Here is a 17,721-nt window from a genome sequence, read left to right on the forward strand (position 1 = left end):
CGTTGGTAGCGGGATGTCTGGGTTAACCAGTCTGCTGCATCCTTAACCATATTATAGAGACCTCGCACGTTATTGCAATCTAATATATCTGCTACAGTGTTATATCGCTTGTTGGCAGGATAATGAACACAAAAGAAATACACCTGTATTACATTTTGTGCAATGCGTTGCTGGTCACTGTCCGGATTGCCAGTTACACTGAATGGTGATGGATCGCAGAGTCCCTTTAACCATTCGTCAAAACGGGCAGGGCAGACAACGTTGTTAGACAAAACCAAATCCGTTACTACGGATAACACCACCGCAGCACTCAGCCATCTGGCGTTCTGCGCGCTGGGGTTGGCGCGCCAGGAGGGTATCGCCGGCACGCCCTATGCCGAAAACCTGTTCCTGATCCGCTGGCTGGCCACCGCCCAAAAACAGAAGCGGTTCCCTAAAAGTGTCGCCGTGGATATCACCTGGCTGCTCGAACGCGGCCGCAAACACGGCCCGGCCGGTAAACTGCGCCAGCATCTGGAATACCTTTGGCGCTCCTGCAGCGGCAATCTCGCCGCGCAGTCCGATTTGTTCCGGCTCACTTACGCGACTGAAACCCTGAAAGATCGGGGCTGGGACAACTATGTGATGGATGCCCGCGAGTGGCGGTCGGAAACAACACCCACGCCGTCCCAGTACAACGGTTTTTACGTCGAAAAAACGGCGCTCAATGCCACCTTCTCTCAGGATGGCCATCACCTGCAGCCAGTCTCTTTTCGCATTGTCGGCGATGTCGATACGTTCATTCAGGTCATGGCAGAGTATGGACTGCAGGCCCGCCTTGCAGACAGCAAGCCGACATATCAAACGGTAACACTGGAGCCAGGCGAGCACAGCAACGCGCCAACCTGACATCCCCTACGGTAAAGGATAACCTATGGATACGGTTGAAGAATTAAACGGTACGTATTTCTACAAGGGGTATACCCAGTTGACGCCCCAGCAGCTGTGGTGGCTTATCACCGTCGATGCGCTCCGTGAACATCTGGGGATCAGTGTTGCCGATGCCGTCCTGATCGCATCAGGACAACCCTGGCTACCCACGCGCCAAAAGCCGGGGACCGCCACACCAGGCACGTCAATCGCCTCGCGACTGTCACGGAAATACCTGGACAAGCCTTTGCCGAAAGGTATCCGTTTACCGACACTGGTGGGGGAAACCCCACAGCGCCTGCACATCAGCTACGTGAATAACTGGGGAAAATTTATCGGCCGCAATGTTCCCTGGTTAGGGTATGCCCTGTCGGCCTGGACCATTTACGCGATCGGCCGCGATGTGAAAGATCGTTTCAACCTCATTGCCCGTCCGGCAGACAGAATTCAGTGGACCTATTTTTGATGAAGACGCCCGCGCAAATAGAGCAAGAGATCATTGATTATTACTATGAAAATTTCAGCCCGCGGAAGTATGTCTTCTGGGGCCCGAAAGTGCCGGTAACCCTGGACACACGCTTGCGGGAAGATCTCAAGATTGGTTGGGATGACGGTGACGATGCGATCAACACCTACCTGTCCATATGGCATGTCGATCCGGCCGGCATGGAATTCACCCATTATTTTGCCCCAGAGTTTTTCGGTTCAAAGGTGCCCGAACAGCCCCTAAAACCGCTCACCATCAGAATGCTGGTCGAGTCGGCCAAAGCCGGACGCTGGTTGTATTAGCCGGATTGGATGTCAACCGCCAGCGTTCTGACACGCTGCCGTAACGTATCTGCCGGCAGTGCGTCGATATCCGGCAACATCGCGGCCAGAGACAGGGCCTGGATGGCCAACTCAATCGCCCTCGGCGGATCAGCATGCTCATAGCGGATGTAGGTGCGCATCGAAATCCCAAACTCCTTTGACGCCCGTTCCTGTGTCCATCCCAGTCCCGTTCGCCATAGTTTCAGCTCAAACCCCGTCATCACCGCCCCCTAAAACATGTCATTTTGTCATATTACAGCAATGTAATTTGACAAACAATGACGCCAGTAGCAAGTGACGATCACGCCTGGAAACACAACATTTAGTACCTCATTCAGCTGCTTTAGACACAACATCTTGTGTCTCCCGAAGCTACATGGCAGATAACGATCAGACCTTCTGAAATCGTGCTAAATCGCAACAGTTGAGAGACAGAAAAAAATCCACTTCAAAATGAGCGAGTTGTTCCTCTAATAGGGGTTCTGTGCCGGAACCGCCGAAATTTCCGGCACAGCGAATTAGTCGATTTTTGAAGCATGTTTGGCATGTGCTGACGTGTACGTTTATGGTGCCGTGAGTGAGAATTTATCCGTACCAGCTATGTGATACGTTGCGAACAGTGATTTTTCGCTCCAAACGGCTAATTCTTTGCTGTCCGGTTGACGACGGTCTTACGTACAGACCGCCGAACGCCAAAATTCTGGGGTCACGGAAATTTCGGCGGTTCCGGCGTGCAACCCCATCCGGAATGACCGTAACGTCTACCAGCGGGAAAGCGCTGCTGTAGAGTTTGCCTGCCAGCTCCGGATCGTCAAATTCATCCAGCCACCGGGTGGAGTACGGATACGGGCTGCGCTTACCCGACGACGCCTTAATGCGACAGAACCCTTAATCCCGCATTTCTTTGTGGAAATAAAGTCCCGTTTAGCTATTATTTAATTTAGCATGGTATATTGATTAGCGTTTCTTATGAAACATAATTTTCGTTCAACTAAAAAACTTGGCTTATTTGAGGAGAAGAAATATTTAGGTAAAGAAAAGTAATTCAGTATATTAAAGGAAGGCCAAAGTAGTCATAAATTAGTAATAGACATCACTCGGCATATTCTATTGAATATTATCATTTCCCAAAGTTTAATAAATATATTAATCGTGCATTTCTATTTTTCAATAAAAATGCAAGGAGAGTTCTATGCATGCGAAAATTAAAAGTTATTCAAGAGAAATTAGTTTGGCATTTCATTTCTGCATATTTATAACCAATTGCTTAGTTATCGCTCTATCACCTTGGTGGGTACTCCCTCCTTTTATACTATTACAAGCATTTTTTTTTGTGGGTTTTTTCGAAGCATTTCACCAGACAGTGCACTATCGCCTTGTTAAGAACAGAAGAGTTAATATATTTCTCGGACATGTTTTCGGAGCCATGTTCAACTCAAGTTTTTATGCGTACCGAGGGTTTCACCTTAAACATCACAGTAAATTGAACAAATTTAATGATCCAGAAAGGCTTTTATTTAAAAGCAAAAAAAATAGCAGTTCATTTATTGTCAATCTAATTAGAACCCCATATAATTCGTATAAGAATTCTATGATATTCAATTCATCAGGGATATTTGTAAATGATATCGAGAGAGAAAAAAACAAATTATCAAAAGCAATAAACATCGCCTTTACAATTGCTATTATTTTGTTTTTAATATTTTACTATAAATTATTCCTGTGTTTGATTGGATTTCCAATTATAGTTTTTTTAGTTGTGGAGTATTTTATTGGGCATTCCCAGCATTATTATTGTAGCGATAATTATTCATTCCATAATAAAACTTCAAGTATTATGAATGAAGATACTACAGACCTTAAATTACCAAGAATGCTGTCATTCATCATTCTTCATGCAAACCTACATGCAATACATCATACGAGGCCCGGGACTAGTTGGTCTAATGCATGGAGCGAAAATAATAAATTGATAGCATCAGGGGATATATCTCCCCCGCGGAAAGTTATATCTTTCCTGAAAGATTTTTACCGTAACGGTCCAAAAGAGAGCAACTAAAAATAGGAGATAAAATAATAAATGTTAACTACACGCTTAGCTACTACGCAAGATCAAGTTGAAGAAGCAAAGAATTTCAGATTCAAGTACATGTGTGAATGGAATAACTACTATCCATTCACAAAAGTTGAACAAATTAGAGATGAGTTTGATAGCCATACTGACTATTTGGTTTGCAAAAGCTTAAGTGAAGAGGTTGTTGGGGTTGTTAGACTTATAAAACCTAGCAAGCATGGATTCTTTCTAGAAAAGTTTGTCAATCTCGATGCATATAACATCGATAGAGATAATACCATTGAGTTCTCAGAATGTATTGTAAATCCTAATTTTAGAGGAAACAAAAAGATTGTCATGAGCCTGATAGTCAGTTCTTTTAACTACCTTAAGGAAAACGGATACAGATCAGGTATTTCAGTAAGTATACAGTCTATGGCAAGATTTTTTGAGAAGATAGGTTTTACTAATACAGGGGAAAGTGCGATATGTGGGTGGCAAAAGGAAGTCACGTTAATGATTATGAATAATCCGGAAGAAACTGAAAAAAAACTCAGCAAATATAGTAAGTTGCTTTCATAGTGTGGATTTAATGCACTTTAATCTTATTAAGGTAATTAAAAATAGGTGATTGAATGAGTTTTCGATTAAACACGCCAAAAAAAGATGGATTCAAGATGCCAGCAGAAAATGAACCCCATGCAGCAATTATAATGGCTTGGCCAGAAAGAAGGGATAATTGGCGTGATAATGGCATACCAGCAAAAATTGCCTTTAGCAAAGTGGCTCAAGTTATAATTAAAACCACACCTGTGATAATGATCGTGAGTGAGCGTTGTTTTAAAGAGGCTCGGGAAATGCTTGGGCCAGAAGTTGAAATCATCATTATGGAATATGATGACATATGGATGCGTGATATCGGCCCTACCTTTGTAGTTAATGATAAGGGTGAGCGCCGAGGGATTGATTGGATATTTAACGCTTGGGGAGGGGTAGTGAATGGGTTGTATTCACCTTGGGAAAACGATGATAAAATAGCAAGTGCTATATGTATTCAATTACGAAATTACTATTATAGAGCCCCCATTGTTCTTGAGGGGGGGGCATTTCATGTAGATGGGGATGGTACACTTTACACAACTGAGGAGTGTCTACTTAATGAAGGAAGGAATCCTTTGTTAGAAAAGAATGAGATATCAGAACACTTAAAGAATTATCTTAATGTTGAAACTGTAATTTGGTTGCCTTATGGGTTATATAATGATGAAACCAATGGTCATATTGATAACATTATGCATATTGTTAAACCAGGTGAAGTTGTTCTTGCGTGGACCGATGATGAGAATAATCCACAATATGAAAGATCAAAATTGGCACTTGAAGCATTATCATCCCAACGAGACGCGAAAGGACGAAATATAATAGTACATAAATTACCACTACCTAGAAAAAAATTCATTCCTAATGACTATCATTCTGAGTATTATGGGGCTAAAGGGGTTAAAAGATATCCTGGCGAACAATTAGCAGCATCCTATACTAATTACTTAATAACAAATAAAAGCATAATTTATCCGCTATTGGATTGTGAACTTGACGACTTAATAAAAGAAATTCTTTGTGATTTATATCCTTATTACACTGTCACGGGAGTCGATTCATTAGAAATACTTTTAGGGGGGGGGAATATTCACTGTATTACACAACAAGTTCCTGTTGATTCTACAACTTATTGATTTTACATCACAATATTTTACCGAACATTATTTGTGTTGTGATGTAAATATACAGACATTAAAGTATTTATTTTTATTTTTTAAGATTTAGAGTTCGTTTTAAAAACGTAGCCCACGTTTTACTGCTAAACTCACCAGGGGAATTATCAAACAAACATTGAGGTTTCTTGATGGTTAGGAGATTGGATCGTATCTTTTGAGAGCGACAGAGGCTTTGTTGAATAAATCGAACTTCTGACTGCAATCAGGAGCAGATCACCACATTCCTGAATCTGTAGCGGTATCCCGTGGCAAAGCAAAAGTTCAAGATCGCTAACTGGCCGGCCTACAACAAGGCTCTCGTCAACCGTGGTTCGCTGACATTCTGGCTTGATGAGTCGGCCATCCAGGCCTGGTACGACGACCCAAAAACTTCTTCACGAGGGCGCCCACAACGTTATTCTGCATTAGCTATTTCCACCGTACTGATGCTCAAACGCGTCTTTCGTCTCACGCTACGGTGCGTGTGAACGTAGCGCCCCTACGGGGCGAGCACGGCAGCTCAGCTGCCTCAACCGTCTTTAAGATCCAGCCTCACCTCTAACCCCGGCGTCGTCTGACAGCCCGACCGGCCGCGAGGTGGCCCATGCCCCCGCCGCGTTGACACCCGCAGAACGTAGCGCCCCTGCGGTGCGAGCACGGCTGCTTTGCAGCCTCAACCGTCTTTAAGACCCAGCCTCACATCAACGCCGGTGCTGCCTGACCGCCCGGCGGCTCACACGGTGGCGCATCCCCACCGCCGCGCTGACACCGACATAAAATGAGCACGCCTGCGTCGTGAGCCGGCTGGCGCCGACGCCCTTTTCCTGTTCCCTGCCGCCCTGTAGACTCTGCACCATGTATATTCCCCGACCGGCAAAGCTCCTGTTCCAGCATGACGATGGCTGGAGCCAGTACCTGGATAAACACGGCGACACCCTCAGCGACTGGACCAAACTCTCCGTCGAGCGCATGCTCGCCTGCGGCACCTGCGCCATGGGCGTGCGCCGTTACTGCTGCGCCTCACCGGATTGCACCCATGCCCGTTTCTTCTGCCAGAGCTGCAAGTCGGGGTTTGGGGAGTAACGGAACAGTAAACGCTGTTAAGCAGTCAATTTAAATGGCCATTTACTTGTTTATCAATGAATTATAAATCTAAAGTATGCTGACAGCAGCCCACAGGGCTGCTGTCAGCCAGTTATTACACTACAGCGATCGCCTCAATTTCTATTTTTGCATCCTTGGGTAACCGCGCGACTTCGACACAGGAGCGTGCTGGAAAAGGTGCTCCGTACTTCGTAAAGAAAGCTTCATAAACAACGTTCACAGCGGAAAAATCATTCATGTCTTTCACAAATACCGTGATTTTCATGATGTTCGCAACAGTCAGTCCGGCAGCTTCCACTATGGCTCTGACATTCTCCAGGGATTGAAATGTCTGAACTTCTATCGCGGCTGACATCATGCCGGTAAGCGGATCAACCGGTAACTGCCCGGAGGTTATAACCATGTTTCCCATGTTCACGCCCTGAACGTAGGGGCCAATCGCCGCAGGGGCATTTTTTGTATTGATAACAGTCATTACACTATATCTCTCTGCAGTTACATAAAGGTGTTTAACAGAACCAGCGAGCCGACCCCGCTGATAACAACCCAAACCAGCCCAAACCTGAAGCTAACCAACGTGCAGATAATCGCGGCAATAACCTTGGGGTTGTGAAGATCAAACTCCATATGTGAATTAACACCCAGTATCTGGACGGTGATTATTGCGGGTAGAACGTAGCGCCCCTGCGGGACGAGCACGGCAGCATTGCTGCCTCAACCGTCTGTAAGCCCCAGCCTCACATCAACACCGATGCCGCCTGACGGCCCGGCGGCTCACACGGTGGCGCATCCCCCACCTTCGCGCTGACACCGACATAAAATGAGCACGCCTGCGTCGTGAGCCGGCTCGCGCCGACGCCCTTTTCCTGTACCCTGCCGCCCTGTAGACTCTGCACCATGTATATTCCCAGACCCGCAAAGCTGCTGTTCCAGCATGACGATGGCTGGAGCCGCTATCTCGACAAACACGGCGACTCCCTCAGCGACTGGACCAAACTCGCCGTCGAACGCATGCTCGCCTGCGGCACCTGCACTATGGGCGTGCGCCGTTACTGCTGCGCCTCACCGGACTGCACCCATTCCCGCTTTTTCTGCCAGAGCTGCAAGTCCAAGGCCTGCAGCAGTTGTGGCCTCAAGGCCACCGAGCAGTGGATCGCCGAACAGCAGCACATCCTGCCCGACTGCGACTGGCAGCACATTACGTTTACCATGCCGCACCTGCTGTGGCCGTTCTTCAACAACAACTGGCCCCTGCTCAATGACCTGTTCTGCTGCGCCACCCGCGCCATGCTCCGCTGGGCGCGCCAACAGGGGATCGAAGTCGGTATCTTCTGTGCGCTCCATACCTACGGCCGGCAGCTCAATCAGCACCCGCATATCCACGTCTCCGTCACCCGCGGCGGCCTCGACATCAACCACAACACCTGGCGGCAGTTGTTCTTTAAAAAGAAAGAGGTAGAGCAAATCTGGCGCAACGCCGTGGTTTATCTGCTGCGCGACAACTACGCGCAAATCAACCCCGGCGGCCTGCCGGGTCTCGGCCATATCCGTAATAAAGAGCGGTGGCACCGTTATCTGCATGCCCAATATCGCCGCGCCTGGAAAGTGCATTTTGCCAAAAAGACCCGCGGCGCCTGGCGCAGCGTGAAATACCTCGGCCGTTATCTGAAGCGCCCGCCGGTGGCAGCCTCTCAGCTCCGGCATTACCGTGGCGGCGCCGTGGTCCATCAGTATTACGATCACCGCACGCAGCAGCACAAACGCCAGAATATCAGCCAGGAGGAGATGTTGCAGCGTTACGTCAGCCATATACCGGCGCGGCATTTTAAAATGGTGCGGTACTACGGTTTTCTGGCCAATCGCAAACGGGGCACACTGCTGCCGAAGGTTTACGACGCGCTGGCGATGACGGTACGGGAAAAACCGAAACGTCCCGGGTTCGCGGTGCTGATGAAAGGCTTCCTGGGCACCGATCCGTACCAGTGCATCCTGTGCAAGGGCCGGTTGCGTTTTGCCGGTGCCGTGGCGGGTGAACACGCCACCAAACTGCTCTCTGACAGGCTGCAGCGGATGGCGAAAAAACGATGGCTTCAGACTCCGATGTTGGATAAGTGCGCCTGAAAAGTGGGTTTTAGATTAAAAATACAGCTAAAATGGCATTTTTACGCCTTATCGTGCGACAAGCCTCATCCGATAAGACCCTTCCTCGCCACCGTCCATGATTAGGAAATTCAAAAAAGGTCGATTGAATCTCCTAACCATGAACGGAATATTCACGGCTTATTAGAATATTCTGGATTTGTTATTTACTAAATTAGATATTAACATAATAGGTTTATTGCATTTCTAGCGTGTACTTTTAAATAATGGAGCTTTGCTATGCCAGAACAACCTGATCCTTGGGGTTATATTTAAATAGTGCATTCTCATTCAGAGTTCTTGGTAATAGTATTTTGACAATAGGAATGAAATGACCCGTTGCACGTTCATAATCGCGCTGGTCCTTCTGCGCATCAGCTAACCCAGAGTTTTCAGAGTAAAAGAGCGCCTCTATTGGTAGTTTGGATGGTTCAGTTTCACTCCATGTTGAAATCCTGATTTCATTCTGTTTAGGAGGAATATTCGGTGCATGAGGGATCTTTTTTATACTTTCCAGCATCTGGAAGAAATTAACTGCAGGCTTGTCGGTATTAAGAGTTACGTTATATCCACACTGATAAAAGTCCTGGCCCCCTTCTTTTCTGTAGTTTTTAATCCAGTCATCCGCTGTCGTCACACCTTGTTCATCACAAGGTTTTCCTTTCCCTCCTCCTCGACGAACATTTTCCCCACAACCATGCTCAGAACGTTCATTTGTGTAACTGTCTACAGGAAATGCGCACAGTACGGGAAAGTCAACCCTACCATCAGGTATTTGTACTGAGGGGTGAATAATAAATCCATTCTTATAACCATAAGCCAGGCGTTTGAATTTTGCATCTTTTCTCAGATATGAAAAAGACACACCACCATTTTTTATTGATAACGGACTTGGCTGCCAGAATTTGTAGTCAGTGGAGTGCGTTGTTCCCCTGAGCATAATACCTGAGCAGAGGAATGCTGGGGATGCTTCATTTCCACAATCTTTGGTCGTATTGTTGTACTGTGCGGTCAGTATTTTCGCGATGTTATCGCCCGCACCTTTACTTACTACGGATTCTGGAGTGGCTAATACATGTGCTGAAAAGAATGCCAGACCTAGGAGTGAAAATTTTTTTTGCACGTCATAGTACCCTCACTTTACGTATATTTAAATTGATGTGTTGTTTACTCATTAAATTCTAACTAGTGTATTCTCACCATGATTTCATTTTAAATTTCACACTTATTCATTCGGATGGCAACTATCGGAATAGATAGTATCTATAATGTGAGTTGACCGGACTGTATCGCTTTGATGATGGCTGCGCTTCTTGAGTTTACATTGAATTTCCGACGCATATTTTTAAAGTGGAAGTTAACGTTTGACTCTGAGCAGTTGATAATTTTAGATATTTCCCATGTTGTTTTACCAATCAAATACCAAGAGCATATCTCTTTTTCTCGGGTGCTTAGTTTAATGGTTGTGTTTTTACATTTTAGAATGTGAAGGTAATGTAAAATCACATCTCTCAACGCCATTAAATTACTGATATGTTTGTTTATTTTATTTGTGTAATCGTTAATTTGGCAATGAAATGACAGTGTCAGGATCCCAAATTCATTATTTATCCCATGCAATGGGAAAGATACACCATGGCGAATTCCATATCTTTTAAGATCATGGAAGAAAGTCGATGTTGTCTCAGCGGTGTTTTCACTCCACACCAATGGGATGATATTTTGCAAACAGTACTCCACGATGGGGTTCTGGCTGATACACTGTTTTTCTCCCTGTTCTGTTAAAAATGATTCATCATAGTTTGTAATGATAACTGGCTCTTTTATATTGCTTTTAGTAGCTGAGTAAACAAGATAATACCACTCAACCTCTATGGCGGACTTCACCGATTGAAGAAGCTTGTGGATATCATCAAAACTCTCCACTGAAAACTCAGAATAAAAATTATATAAATCAACAGCAGCCATAGTGCTTATTCCATTTCATTTAATTGGTGAAGGTTTATTGTTTACAAGACTAGTGCGTCATAAGACGTTGACAACTATCTCTTTTGATAGTTGTGATATAAAAAAAACGGTGAAAACATACAAACCGATATTCAGGTGAAAATACATTCATCTAATTTCATGTAAGCGTGATACTTCAATGAACGATTAATTTTAAGTGAGGCGTTATGAAACAGATTGCCGTTATTTCACTTCTTGGTATAGTGCTCCTTTCAGCAGATGTATTTGCTGCAACAGACTCTGAAGTTAATACCGATAAAAAAGATGATATTGCGGAAATACTGACCGCACAGTACAACAATACGACCAAAGATTGTGGAGATGAGAAATCTCCGGCATTTCTTTGTTCTGGCGTGTTACTGAGGGGAACTAGACCCGGGTTTGATTTCTGGAAGATCAATCCATTGTCAATAAAAAGCAATGGTGTATCATTTTCTTACTTACGTAAGGACTCTAAGTTCAATAATACATTTTCCAGTGTTAATGGTTTTATTCTTTTTCCAGGGAAAATGACACCAGCAGAAGATGAACAGTATTCGGTATTATGTTCTTATGCCCTTGATGCAAATACCTGGGGGCGGCAGGGCAATTACTGCGGTGCACCGCCTTCTCCAGTGAAAGGACAGTCGTGTCAAGATTTTGGGGTATTTACTGCTCATCAGTTAAATAAATCCATTGTCAGAAAGACAGCTTGGGGAGTCTGTGCATTTGATGTCAGACCTACGGCAAAAAATCCGGCAGATGCATTTTATCAAACGTTACTTGCGATGCCGTTTCATGGGAATGGATTAAATTATAACGAAATTATCGTTAAGCCTTGGGATGAAAATAATCCAAAGAGCATGCCTGTTGAAGCGCTGTTTTACCTGAATAACGGGGGATTAGGTAACGCACAGAAGGATCAGCGTAGCTATAAAAATGCCACAGGTAAATTTTTGCCTATCGTTAAAATTGAACTTCCTAAAGGTATCAACGTGAAACAATCGACAGAGGCGGTCTTTAGCTACGAGCCAAAAGATCAGGTGGTTGAGTAATAAAATGACGGACATTTTTCTGGTGATGTATCGGAATTATCCGTAGGAAAACCCTGCCGTAAGTCCCATTATTCAGACGTGGATTTACGGCACATCAAGTCAGACGGCGAGATAGCGTGATGGATACAGTCACACCGGCTGCAGGCCAGTTTTGGTCGGATCGTTTCGATAACCCTGAAGGCTGTGTTAATGATATCCAGCTGTTCGGAGAGACTTTCGCCCAGTGGCTTCAACCTGCCGCTGCAGGCCGGGCACTCGGTTTCCTGTGGCTGGATAATCTTACGTTCGCGGGGAAGTGTTGCCGGTAGGGGTTTACGACCCGGAGTGACCACGTTCTCCTGTCCCGTATCACCGACCATTGAGGTCAGTTGCGACTGCACGGTACCGAGTTTATCCTGAAGTTCGGTTATCCGTTTTTCTGCCTGCGCGATCTTCTTTTCGATTTTCTCGCGGTTTTTCTCACTGCTTCGCCCGAACAACATTCTCTGTAGTTTGGCGACCAGCCCCCGAAGCGCATCGATCTCCCGGCCATATCCGGTTATCTCACCAGACAGGCGCTGTATAAGCACCTGCTGTGCAACCAGCAGGGCCTTAAGCTGTTCGATATCGTCGGTGTTACCAACGGGGAGTAAGTTATCCATTTACCCATGTTATGAACGGGTTATATCCGAAGTCCAGAACGTTCTGTTCTTTGCGGATGTTTCCAGTTAATGCCCTCCAGCAACATGGATAACTGTGCTGGCGTCAGGTGGATTTTGCCTTCGCGGGTCATCGGCCAGATGAAGCGGCCACGCTCCAGACGTTTGGTGAACAGGTAGAGCCCGTCGTCATCGGACCACAGCAGCTTTACCATATCGCCGCGACGTCCCCGGAAGATGAACAGGGGCCCGCAGAACGGATCGTCGTTGAGGACATACTGAACACGAGAGACCAGGCCGTTGAAGCCGTTTCTCATGTCGGTGATACCAGCAACGATCCAGGTCCTGATGCCGGCTGGCGGTGTTATCATCGGACACCACCTTTCAGCTCACTGAGTAACACTCGTAACAACGCTGGCGTTACAGCGCCGTGCAGTTTTACCGTGCCGCCAGGTAACGCCACTTCGCAACGGAGCGTATCATCGGGTAACGACGTTGTCAGGGGCTCAGATGCTACGGAAGGGGATACGATACTCACCGGTAGCAGTTCCGCGCTGAGGCTATCTACGCAGAACAGTTTTCCCTTTTTATGCTGATGGCGCCAGTTAAACAACAAGTTGTCATTAACGCCGTGTTCCAGGGCGATACGCGCGACATTAGCATCGGGTTGCATCGACAATGCCACGAGATGCCGTTTGAACTCAGGAGTAAAATTCGGCCGCCGGCGTTTTTCCTGCATTTCCCTAGGAGGAACTCCTTTATATTGCGGGCTTTTTCCGGGGTAGAGAAGTTGCTCAAGCTGCACTGGTGATATGTGAGCGGGCACAGGCCAGCTCAGACCAGAGTGGGTAAATCGACGAAAAAGGCTCTGTAAGGTGGTTCTGGGGATATTGACTCGTTTACTTATTTGTTTTGAAACCACTTTTCTATCGAAGCGAAGATGCAATGCTTCGTGTATCCATGCCCGATCATTCATGTTCTGTGTCCATTATCCGAAAAAATAGTGGACATGATCGTTGCCGGGATGAGCCAGTTTATCCAGACGTTGTAGATGGTGCGCTTACATCGAAGATATGTAAGCGTGCAGCGAAGGCCATATTGACAACGGTCGGGTAAGTTAATCTGTGGGTAGAGCTATTCGCCACGGCAGGAGATCGGCAACTCGGTTTACCGGCCAGTCAGCGATCACATTTAATATGTGTCGCAGATAGCGCTCAGGATCTATGCTATTCAACCGGCATGTGCCGATCAGACTGTACAACAGCGCTCCGCGCTCGCCACCGTGATCGGAACCGAAGAACAGGAAGTTTTTACGGCCCAGGCTAACCATCCGCAGGGCATTCTCGGCGAGGTTGTTATCCGCTTCAACCCAACCGTATGGCGTTCTCTTGCCGCTCAGCTGTCGCCTCCATGCGCTAACGCGCAAAAATCCCAGCGATAAATGCTATTTGACGGGCACAATCATTTAGCTTACAGTTGTGTTGATATATAACACAGGAGAGCCAAGTTATGGCGAGAACAACCAGTGTTACCCTCGGGGAACAACTTGAGGTTTTTATTAACCAATTGGTCAACAGCGGTCGTTATGGATCAACGAGCGAAGTTATGCGTTCAGCATTACGGCTGTTGGAGCAACAAGAAACCCATGATGAGGCTGTAAGGCAAGCTGTTACTGCTGGGTTGGATAGTGGGGTAAGCCCTTTATCATTAAAGGATATTGCAGCCCAGAGGAAGCAAAAACTTCGTGTATAAACTCACAAAGCTCGCAGTTGAGGATTTTTCCAGCATTTATGATTATACCTTCCAACGTTTTGGAGAAAGGCAAGCTGATGCTTACACCGAAACACTGGAGGTATTTTTGAATTCAGTCGCAGATATGCCAAGTTTGGGAAGAGTTTACCCTACTATCCCTGATGTCATGCGGATCGAATTTCAAAAACACTCTATTTTCTATAAAATAGAGCACACGGATATTCTGGTAGTACGGATCCTTCATCAACAAATGAATCATATACAGCATTTAATTTGATAACAGCCTGTCAGAAAGCAGTTTGGTGGTGTGCTCCCCCCCCACCGCACCGGCAAAACGCAACCGGCCCTGGCAGAGGATGCACTGGTACGGATCAGTGCCCAGGAAGCCCTTCATCAGCACCGCGAACCCGGGCCGTTTCGGCTTTTCCCGTACCGTCATCGCTAACGCGTTATAGACTTTCGGCAGAAGCGAACCCCGTTTGCAGTTGGACAGAAAACCGTAATAGCGCACCATCTTAAAATGCCGCGCCGGAATATGGTTGACGTAGCGCTGCAGCATTTCCTCCTGGCTGATTTTCTGGCGTTTGTGCTGCTGTGTGCGGTGGTCGTAATGTAAGCATCCCGGCTTTAGTTCCATGAACTTTTTGAGATATCCGTTGTTTCAGCCATCAGCCGGTACTCTTCCGGCGTCAGGTTGTTCAGGGATTCATGAGGCCGCTCGTTGTTATATTCCTTCAGCCAGCGCTCTGTAATTTCCCGCGCTTCATTCAGTGTTCTGAACAGATAAAAATCCAGAATTTCTGTCCGGTATGTTCGGTTGAACCGTTCGATAAAAGCATTTTGTGTAGGCTTACCCGGCTTGATAAATTCGAGCTGCACACCATGTTCTTCGGCCCATTGGGCCAGCACCAGTGAGACCAGTTCGGGCCCGTTGTCCATCCGCATCTTCAGCGGGTAACCACGGTTTGCCACGATCCTGTCCAGCCCCTGGACGACTCGCTGAGCAGGGATATTCAGGCCGATTTCTATCGCCAGTGCTTCACGGTTAAAATCATCTACCACGTTGAAGGTCCGGAAGCGCCTGCCGCAGACCAGCGCATCGTGCATAAAATCAATGGACCAGCTCTGCAGCGATCCCGGTGTGGCCAGCGAGGCCGGATTACGCACTGGCAGACGTTGCTTTCCTTTGCGACGAAAATTCAGTTTCAGCAGGCAATAAATCCGGTGAACACGTTTATGATTCCAGGTGTTGCCCTGTCTGCGCAGTAGTTGGAACAGCTTCTTAAAACCGTATCGTGGATAACGTTCTGCCAGTTCTGCCAGTTCAGTCAAAGCCAGGATCACCGGTTCATCAGGCCGGGTATCGGGCTGATAAAAATAGACCGTCCTGCTCAGCGATAATGTCCTGCATGCCTGGCGGATACTCATGGCAAATTGTGCCGCCAGATAACTGACGAGCTCCCGCTTTATCGCTGGCTTTAAAGCTTTGTTTCGATAACGTCTTTCAGGGCCCGACATTCAAGGCTGAGATCAGCAAACATCTGTTTTAGCCGCCGGTTTTCGTCCTCCAGATCCTTCATCTTTTTGATATCAGAAGCTTCCATCCCGCCATACTTTGCTTTCCAGTTGTAATAGGAAGCTTCGGATATTCCCGCTTCGCGGCAAACATCCTTAACGGTACGTCCAGCTTCGACAGACTTCAGAACGGTAATAATCTGGTGCTCGGTGAATCGGGCTTTACGCATGACGCTCTCCTCAGGGGACATAATCAGTATGTCGGAAGATCTCTAAAAGTGAATGGTCCGTTTTACCGGGATGCTTACACTGGGTTCAGCGTTATGCTCCTGAAATAGAGAAACGACTGCGCTGGTACTGGCGTAACCCTTCCGATCTGAACCCATGGCACATTGACGAAACGTACGTGAAGGCGAATGGCCAGTGGGCTTATCTGTATCGTGCCGTCGACAACAGGGGGCGCACCGTCGATTTTTATCTCTCCCCACGTCGTAACAGCAAAGCGGCATATCGGTTCCTGGGGAAAATCCTCAACAACGTCAAAAAGTGGCAGATCCCGAGATTTATCAACACGGATAAAGCGCCCACCTATGGCCGTGCGCTGGTCCTGCTCAAACGCGAAGGTCGATGCCCGCCTGACGTAGAACACCGGCAGATTAAGTACCGGAATAACGTCATTGAATGCGATCACGGCAAACTGAAAAGAATAATCGGCGCCACGCTGGGATTTAAATCCATGAAAACGGCTTACGCCACGATAAAGGGGATTGAAGTGATGCGGGCACTGCGCAAAGGCCCGGCTTCAGCATTTTATTATGGTGATCCTCTGGGCGAGATGCGCCTGGTGAGCAGAGCCTTTGAAATATAATGCCTTTCAAAAATCAACAGGCTACCTCATAGCGAACTTCGCAACAGTGCCTTTCATGCTCTCCTTCACCTTCTGATGGGGGGATTCTAAACAACCGCTGTCATCATCCTACCTTGCTTATAATAAAAAGGGTTGATTGGCGTTTGTTTCAATTGGAAGGCATCGAGCCTTATCACCCCGCAAAATGTACCCATCCATGAAAAGACTGCGTAACTGTGCGGTCGATGATATTCGCATCTTGATCATGGCATTTCGCTTGTGAGTGCTAACTGTTTTATATGCAACATCATATTTTCTGGCCAGGCTCTTGATGCTGTGTCCCTCTATAATACCGGTAATGATGACGATTTCACTGAGTGTGAGGTTAGACATCGGAGGACCCATGCAAGTGCGAGTGCTGAGTGAAGGCATCTCGCCATCTAAAATTCGCGTAAAAAAGCGTAAAAATGAATCAATGCCTATTTTCTTGGGGATCTGCCAACATGATTGCCTCCCCTCAAAAGCGTTGAGTTTTCTTAAAAATATAGTTGGTTTTGAAGACCAAACCAGGCAGGTGACGGACGGGTAATGCGTGGCCATAAAATGTGTAAAGTCATTCCAGCTTTTATAATTTTCAGTCGGGCCATAGGCTTCCATTATATAGATATCGGCAGGGCCTTTCTGCACAATCAGGCGAATCATCTCGGAAAGGCTAGAGACAGCATCAGTTATGTTGACTCTGTTAGCCAGGCTCTCTCTCAAAACGTGAACCATACTTTCTTGATGAAGCATCACCGGATCCATAACTACAACGTCTATCTTTTTTTTATATTTTTTCACGATTGTAATGTCCAGGTAATAACAGGCACTAATGACCATCACGCAAACCCATCGGATTACACGGGTAATGCATGATGGAAACAGTAAAGACGTATTTAGATAATTCATCGACCGTGGAACAGATTGCACTACTCGTAAACGAAGGTCACTCCAATGATCGACTGTACATTACCTGCCACAACCTGGCCCGTGGTTCGTGCATAGGAAGCCGTCAGCCCCAGGCTGACAGGACTGGTACCGACCACACCGAGAGACACATTTCTATTGGTCGCAACTATACCATTGCGGTTAGACAGTTGTACGCCAACGCCGGTAG

The 17,721-nt window shown here is 46.7% G+C and carries 19 protein-coding genes and 8 pseudogenes; 13 read left to right on the top strand and 14 right to left on the bottom strand.

Going from position 1 to position 17,721, the window contains the following annotated elements:
• Positions 1-261 precede the first annotated feature (261 nt).
• Genes QDT79_RS24535 through QDT79_RS24545 form a run of 3 tightly spaced genes read left to right on the top strand, consistent with a single transcriptional unit; the run spans position 262 to position 1,698 of the window.
• Positions 262-888: a DUF2913 family protein gene (locus tag QDT79_RS24535; protein ID WP_172906438.1), complete on the top strand. Its 627-nt coding sequence runs from the start codon at positions 262-264 to the stop codon at positions 886-888.
• Between the two features lie 25 nt (positions 889-913).
• A complete protein-coding gene (locus QDT79_RS24540) occupies positions 914-1,375 on the top strand; it encodes an STM2901 family protein (RefSeq protein WP_041038604.1) in 462 nt (153 codons plus the stop codon).
• Positions 1,375-1,698, top strand: a complete 324-nt coding sequence (locus tag QDT79_RS24545; protein WP_172906444.1) for a DUF1493 family protein — start codon at positions 1,375-1,377, stop codon at positions 1,696-1,698. The genes QDT79_RS24540 and QDT79_RS24545 overlap by 1 nt, the downstream gene beginning before the upstream one ends.
• Here the strand turns inward: QDT79_RS24545 and QDT79_RS24550 are convergent.
• Both QDT79_RS24550 and QDT79_RS25110 read right to left on the bottom strand, forming a co-directional pair.
• On the bottom strand, positions 1,695-1,859 hold the full coding sequence (locus tag QDT79_RS24550; protein WP_230200727.1) for a hypothetical protein: 165 nt from the start codon (positions 1,857-1,859) through the stop codon (positions 1,695-1,697). The two genes, QDT79_RS24545 and QDT79_RS24550, sit on opposite strands and share 4 nt — an antisense overlap.
• Before the next feature lie 577 nt (positions 1,860-2,436).
• Positions 2,437-2,580: pseudogene (locus QDT79_RS25110) on the bottom strand (Rpn family recombination-promoting nuclease/putative transposase); the annotation flags it as partial.
• A gap of 331 nt (positions 2,581-2,911) precedes the next feature.
• Here QDT79_RS25110 and QDT79_RS24560 point away from each other — a divergent pair.
• From QDT79_RS24560 to QDT79_RS24580, 5 genes and pseudogenes are all read left to right on the top strand, one after another.
• Entirely contained in the window at positions 2,912-3,778 is an 867-nt protein-coding gene (locus QDT79_RS24560; protein WP_172906437.1) for a fatty acid desaturase family protein, read from the top strand.
• Between the two features lie 21 nt (positions 3,779-3,799).
• Positions 3,800-4,354, top strand: a complete 555-nt coding sequence (locus QDT79_RS24565) for a GNAT family N-acyltransferase (RefSeq protein WP_172906436.1) — start codon at positions 3,800-3,802, stop codon at positions 4,352-4,354.
• Between the two features lie 53 nt (positions 4,355-4,407).
• Complete coding sequence (aguA, locus tag QDT79_RS24570; RefSeq protein WP_172906435.1) at positions 4,408-5,508, top strand: agmatine deiminase; 1,101 nt, start codon at positions 4,408-4,410, stop codon at positions 5,506-5,508.
• Between the two features lie 287 nt (positions 5,509-5,795).
• Positions 5,796-6,008: pseudogene (locus tag QDT79_RS24575) on the top strand (transposase); the annotation flags it as partial.
• Positions 6,009-6,384: 376 nt separating this feature from the next.
• A pseudogene (locus QDT79_RS24580) lies at positions 6,385-6,597 on the top strand (transposase zinc-binding domain-containing protein); the annotation flags it as partial.
• 130 nt (positions 6,598-6,727) lie between these two features.
• Here the strand turns inward: QDT79_RS24580 and QDT79_RS24585 are convergent.
• Complete coding sequence (locus QDT79_RS24585) at positions 6,728-7,108, bottom strand: RidA family protein (RefSeq protein ID WP_172906434.1); 381 nt, start codon at positions 7,106-7,108, stop codon at positions 6,728-6,730.
• A gap of 20 nt (positions 7,109-7,128) precedes the next feature.
• Positions 7,129-7,308, bottom strand: a pseudogene (locus QDT79_RS24590) (AzlD domain-containing protein); the annotation flags it as partial.
• A gap of 222 nt (positions 7,309-7,530) precedes the next feature.
• Here QDT79_RS24590 and QDT79_RS24595 point away from each other — a divergent pair.
• Entirely contained in the window at positions 7,531-8,754 is a 1,224-nt protein-coding gene (locus QDT79_RS24595) for an IS91 family transposase (RefSeq protein WP_172906453.1), read from the top strand.
• Between the two features lie 256 nt (positions 8,755-9,010).
• Here QDT79_RS24595 and QDT79_RS24600 read toward each other — a convergent pair whose 3' ends face one another.
• Together QDT79_RS24600 and QDT79_RS24605 are read right to left on the bottom strand one after the other, a co-directional pair.
• Complete coding sequence (locus QDT79_RS24600) at positions 9,011-9,895, bottom strand: N-acyl homoserine lactonase (RefSeq protein WP_197763413.1); 885 nt, start codon at positions 9,893-9,895, stop codon at positions 9,011-9,013.
• Positions 9,896-10,035: 140 nt separating this feature from the next.
• Positions 10,036-10,740, bottom strand: coding sequence for a helix-turn-helix transcriptional regulator (locus QDT79_RS24605; RefSeq protein WP_172906430.1), 705 nt, complete (start codon positions 10,738-10,740; stop codon positions 10,036-10,038).
• Between the two features lie 206 nt (positions 10,741-10,946).
• On the opposite strand from QDT79_RS24605, the gene QDT79_RS24610 reads away from it, so the two are divergent.
• Positions 10,947-11,813, top strand: a complete 867-nt coding sequence (locus QDT79_RS24610) for a hypothetical protein (RefSeq protein ID WP_238794471.1) — start codon at positions 10,947-10,949, stop codon at positions 11,811-11,813.
• A 104-nt stretch (positions 11,814-11,917) separates the two neighbouring features.
• Here the strand turns inward: QDT79_RS24610 and QDT79_RS24615 are convergent.
• The 4 genes and pseudogenes from QDT79_RS24615 to QDT79_RS24630 all read right to left on the bottom strand — a co-directional run.
• Positions 11,918-12,454: pseudogene (locus QDT79_RS24615) on the bottom strand (transposase domain-containing protein); the annotation flags it as partial.
• A 20-nt stretch (positions 12,455-12,474) separates the two neighbouring features.
• The gene (tnpB, locus tag QDT79_RS24620; RefSeq protein WP_172906429.1) at positions 12,475-12,822 is read right to left on the bottom strand and encodes an IS66 family insertion sequence element accessory protein TnpB; all 348 of its coding nucleotides are present in this window, start codon (positions 12,820-12,822) and stop codon (positions 12,475-12,477) included.
• The gene (tnpA, locus tag QDT79_RS24625) at positions 12,819-13,427 is read right to left on the bottom strand and encodes an IS66-like element accessory protein TnpA (RefSeq protein ID WP_172906428.1); all 609 of its coding nucleotides are present in this window, start codon (positions 13,425-13,427) and stop codon (positions 12,819-12,821) included. Before tnpA ends, tnpB begins: the two co-directional genes overlap by 4 nt.
• Positions 13,428-13,568: 141 nt before the next feature.
• Positions 13,569-13,826: pseudogene (locus tag QDT79_RS24630) on the bottom strand (transposase domain-containing protein); the annotation flags it as partial.
• A 134-nt stretch (positions 13,827-13,960) separates the two neighbouring features.
• Between QDT79_RS24630 and QDT79_RS24635 the strand changes: the two are divergent.
• Positions 13,961-14,203 carry a type II toxin-antitoxin system ParD family antitoxin gene (locus QDT79_RS24635; protein ID WP_172906427.1) on the top strand — a complete coding sequence of 81 codons (243 nt, stop codon included), beginning with the start codon at positions 13,961-13,963 and terminating at the stop codon, positions 14,201-14,203.
• Positions 14,196-14,480, top strand: coding sequence for a type II toxin-antitoxin system RelE/ParE family toxin (locus QDT79_RS24640; protein WP_172906426.1), 285 nt, complete (start codon positions 14,196-14,198; stop codon positions 14,478-14,480). The genes QDT79_RS24635 and QDT79_RS24640 overlap by 8 nt, the downstream gene beginning before the upstream one ends.
• Here the strand turns inward: QDT79_RS24640 and QDT79_RS24645 are convergent.
• Both QDT79_RS24645 and QDT79_RS24650 read right to left on the bottom strand, forming a co-directional pair.
• Positions 14,472-14,816, bottom strand: a pseudogene (locus QDT79_RS24645) (transposase); the annotation flags it as partial. The gene QDT79_RS24640 and the pseudogene QDT79_RS24645 overlap by 9 nt on opposite strands.
• Before the next feature lie 14 nt (positions 14,817-14,830).
• Positions 14,831-15,948, bottom strand: a protein-coding gene (locus QDT79_RS24650) for an IS3 family transposase (RefSeq protein WP_172906425.1) whose coding sequence is annotated in 2 segments (ribosomal slippage) — positions 14,831-15,693 and positions 15,693-15,948 — 1,119 coding nt in all. Because the reading frame shifts where the segments join, the coding sequence is not laid out codon by codon here.
• Positions 15,949-16,028: 80 nt separating this feature from the next.
• Here QDT79_RS24650 and QDT79_RS24655 point away from each other — a divergent pair.
• Positions 16,029-16,586, top strand: a pseudogene (locus tag QDT79_RS24655) (IS6 family transposase); the annotation flags it as partial.
• A gap of 117 nt (positions 16,587-16,703) precedes the next feature.
• Here the strand turns inward: QDT79_RS24655 and QDT79_RS24660 are convergent.
• A complete protein-coding gene (locus QDT79_RS24660; RefSeq protein ID WP_172906424.1) occupies positions 16,704-17,405 on the bottom strand; it encodes a helix-turn-helix transcriptional regulator in 702 nt (233 codons plus the stop codon).
• Between the two features lie 128 nt (positions 17,406-17,533).
• Positions 17,534-17,721: fimbrial protein (locus tag QDT79_RS24665; protein WP_507200862.1), on the bottom strand; the 188-nt coding region annotated here is incomplete at its 5' end.

The organism is Serratia marcescens, from assembly GCF_029846115.1.
GTDB classification, from domain to species: Bacteria; Pseudomonadota; Gammaproteobacteria; order Enterobacterales; family Enterobacteriaceae; genus Serratia; species Serratia marcescens_L.

Coding starts and splice junctions, on each gene's coding strand:
- tnpB (WP_172906429.1), bottom strand. CDS start 12,822: ATGATAACACCGCCAGCCGGCATCAGGACCTGGATCGTTGCTGGTATC.
- QDT79_RS24545 (WP_172906444.1), top strand. CDS start 1,375: ATGAAGACGCCCGCGCAAATAGAGCAAGAGATCATTGATTATTACTAT.
- QDT79_RS24585 (WP_172906434.1), bottom strand. CDS start 7,108: ATGACTGTTATCAATACAAAAAATGCCCCTGCGGCGATTGGCCCCTAC.
- QDT79_RS24540 (WP_041038604.1), top strand. CDS start 914: ATGGATACGGTTGAAGAATTAAACGGTACGTATTTCTACAAGGGGTAT.
- QDT79_RS24605 (WP_172906430.1), bottom strand. CDS start 10,740: ATGGCTGCTGTTGATTTATATAATTTTTATTCTGAGTTTTCAGTGGAG.
- QDT79_RS24560 (WP_172906437.1), top strand. CDS start 2,912: ATGCATGCGAAAATTAAAAGTTATTCAAGAGAAATTAGTTTGGCATTT.
- tnpA (WP_172906428.1), bottom strand. CDS start 13,427: ATGAATGATCGGGCATGGATACACGAAGCATTGCATCTTCGCTTCGAT.
- QDT79_RS24550 (WP_230200727.1), bottom strand. CDS start 1,859: ATGCGCACCTACATCCGCTATGAGCATGCTGATCCGCCGAGGGCGATT.
- QDT79_RS24610 (WP_238794471.1), top strand. CDS start 10,947: ATGAAACAGATTGCCGTTATTTCACTTCTTGGTATAGTGCTCCTTTCA.
- QDT79_RS24565 (WP_172906436.1), top strand. CDS start 3,800: ATGTTAACTACACGCTTAGCTACTACGCAAGATCAAGTTGAAGAAGCA.
- aguA (WP_172906435.1), top strand. CDS start 4,408: ATGAGTTTTCGATTAAACACGCCAAAAAAAGATGGATTCAAGATGCCA.
- QDT79_RS24595 (WP_172906453.1), top strand. CDS start 7,531: ATGTATATTCCCAGACCCGCAAAGCTGCTGTTCCAGCATGACGATGGC.
- QDT79_RS24635 (WP_172906427.1), top strand. CDS start 13,961: ATGGCGAGAACAACCAGTGTTACCCTCGGGGAACAACTTGAGGTTTTT.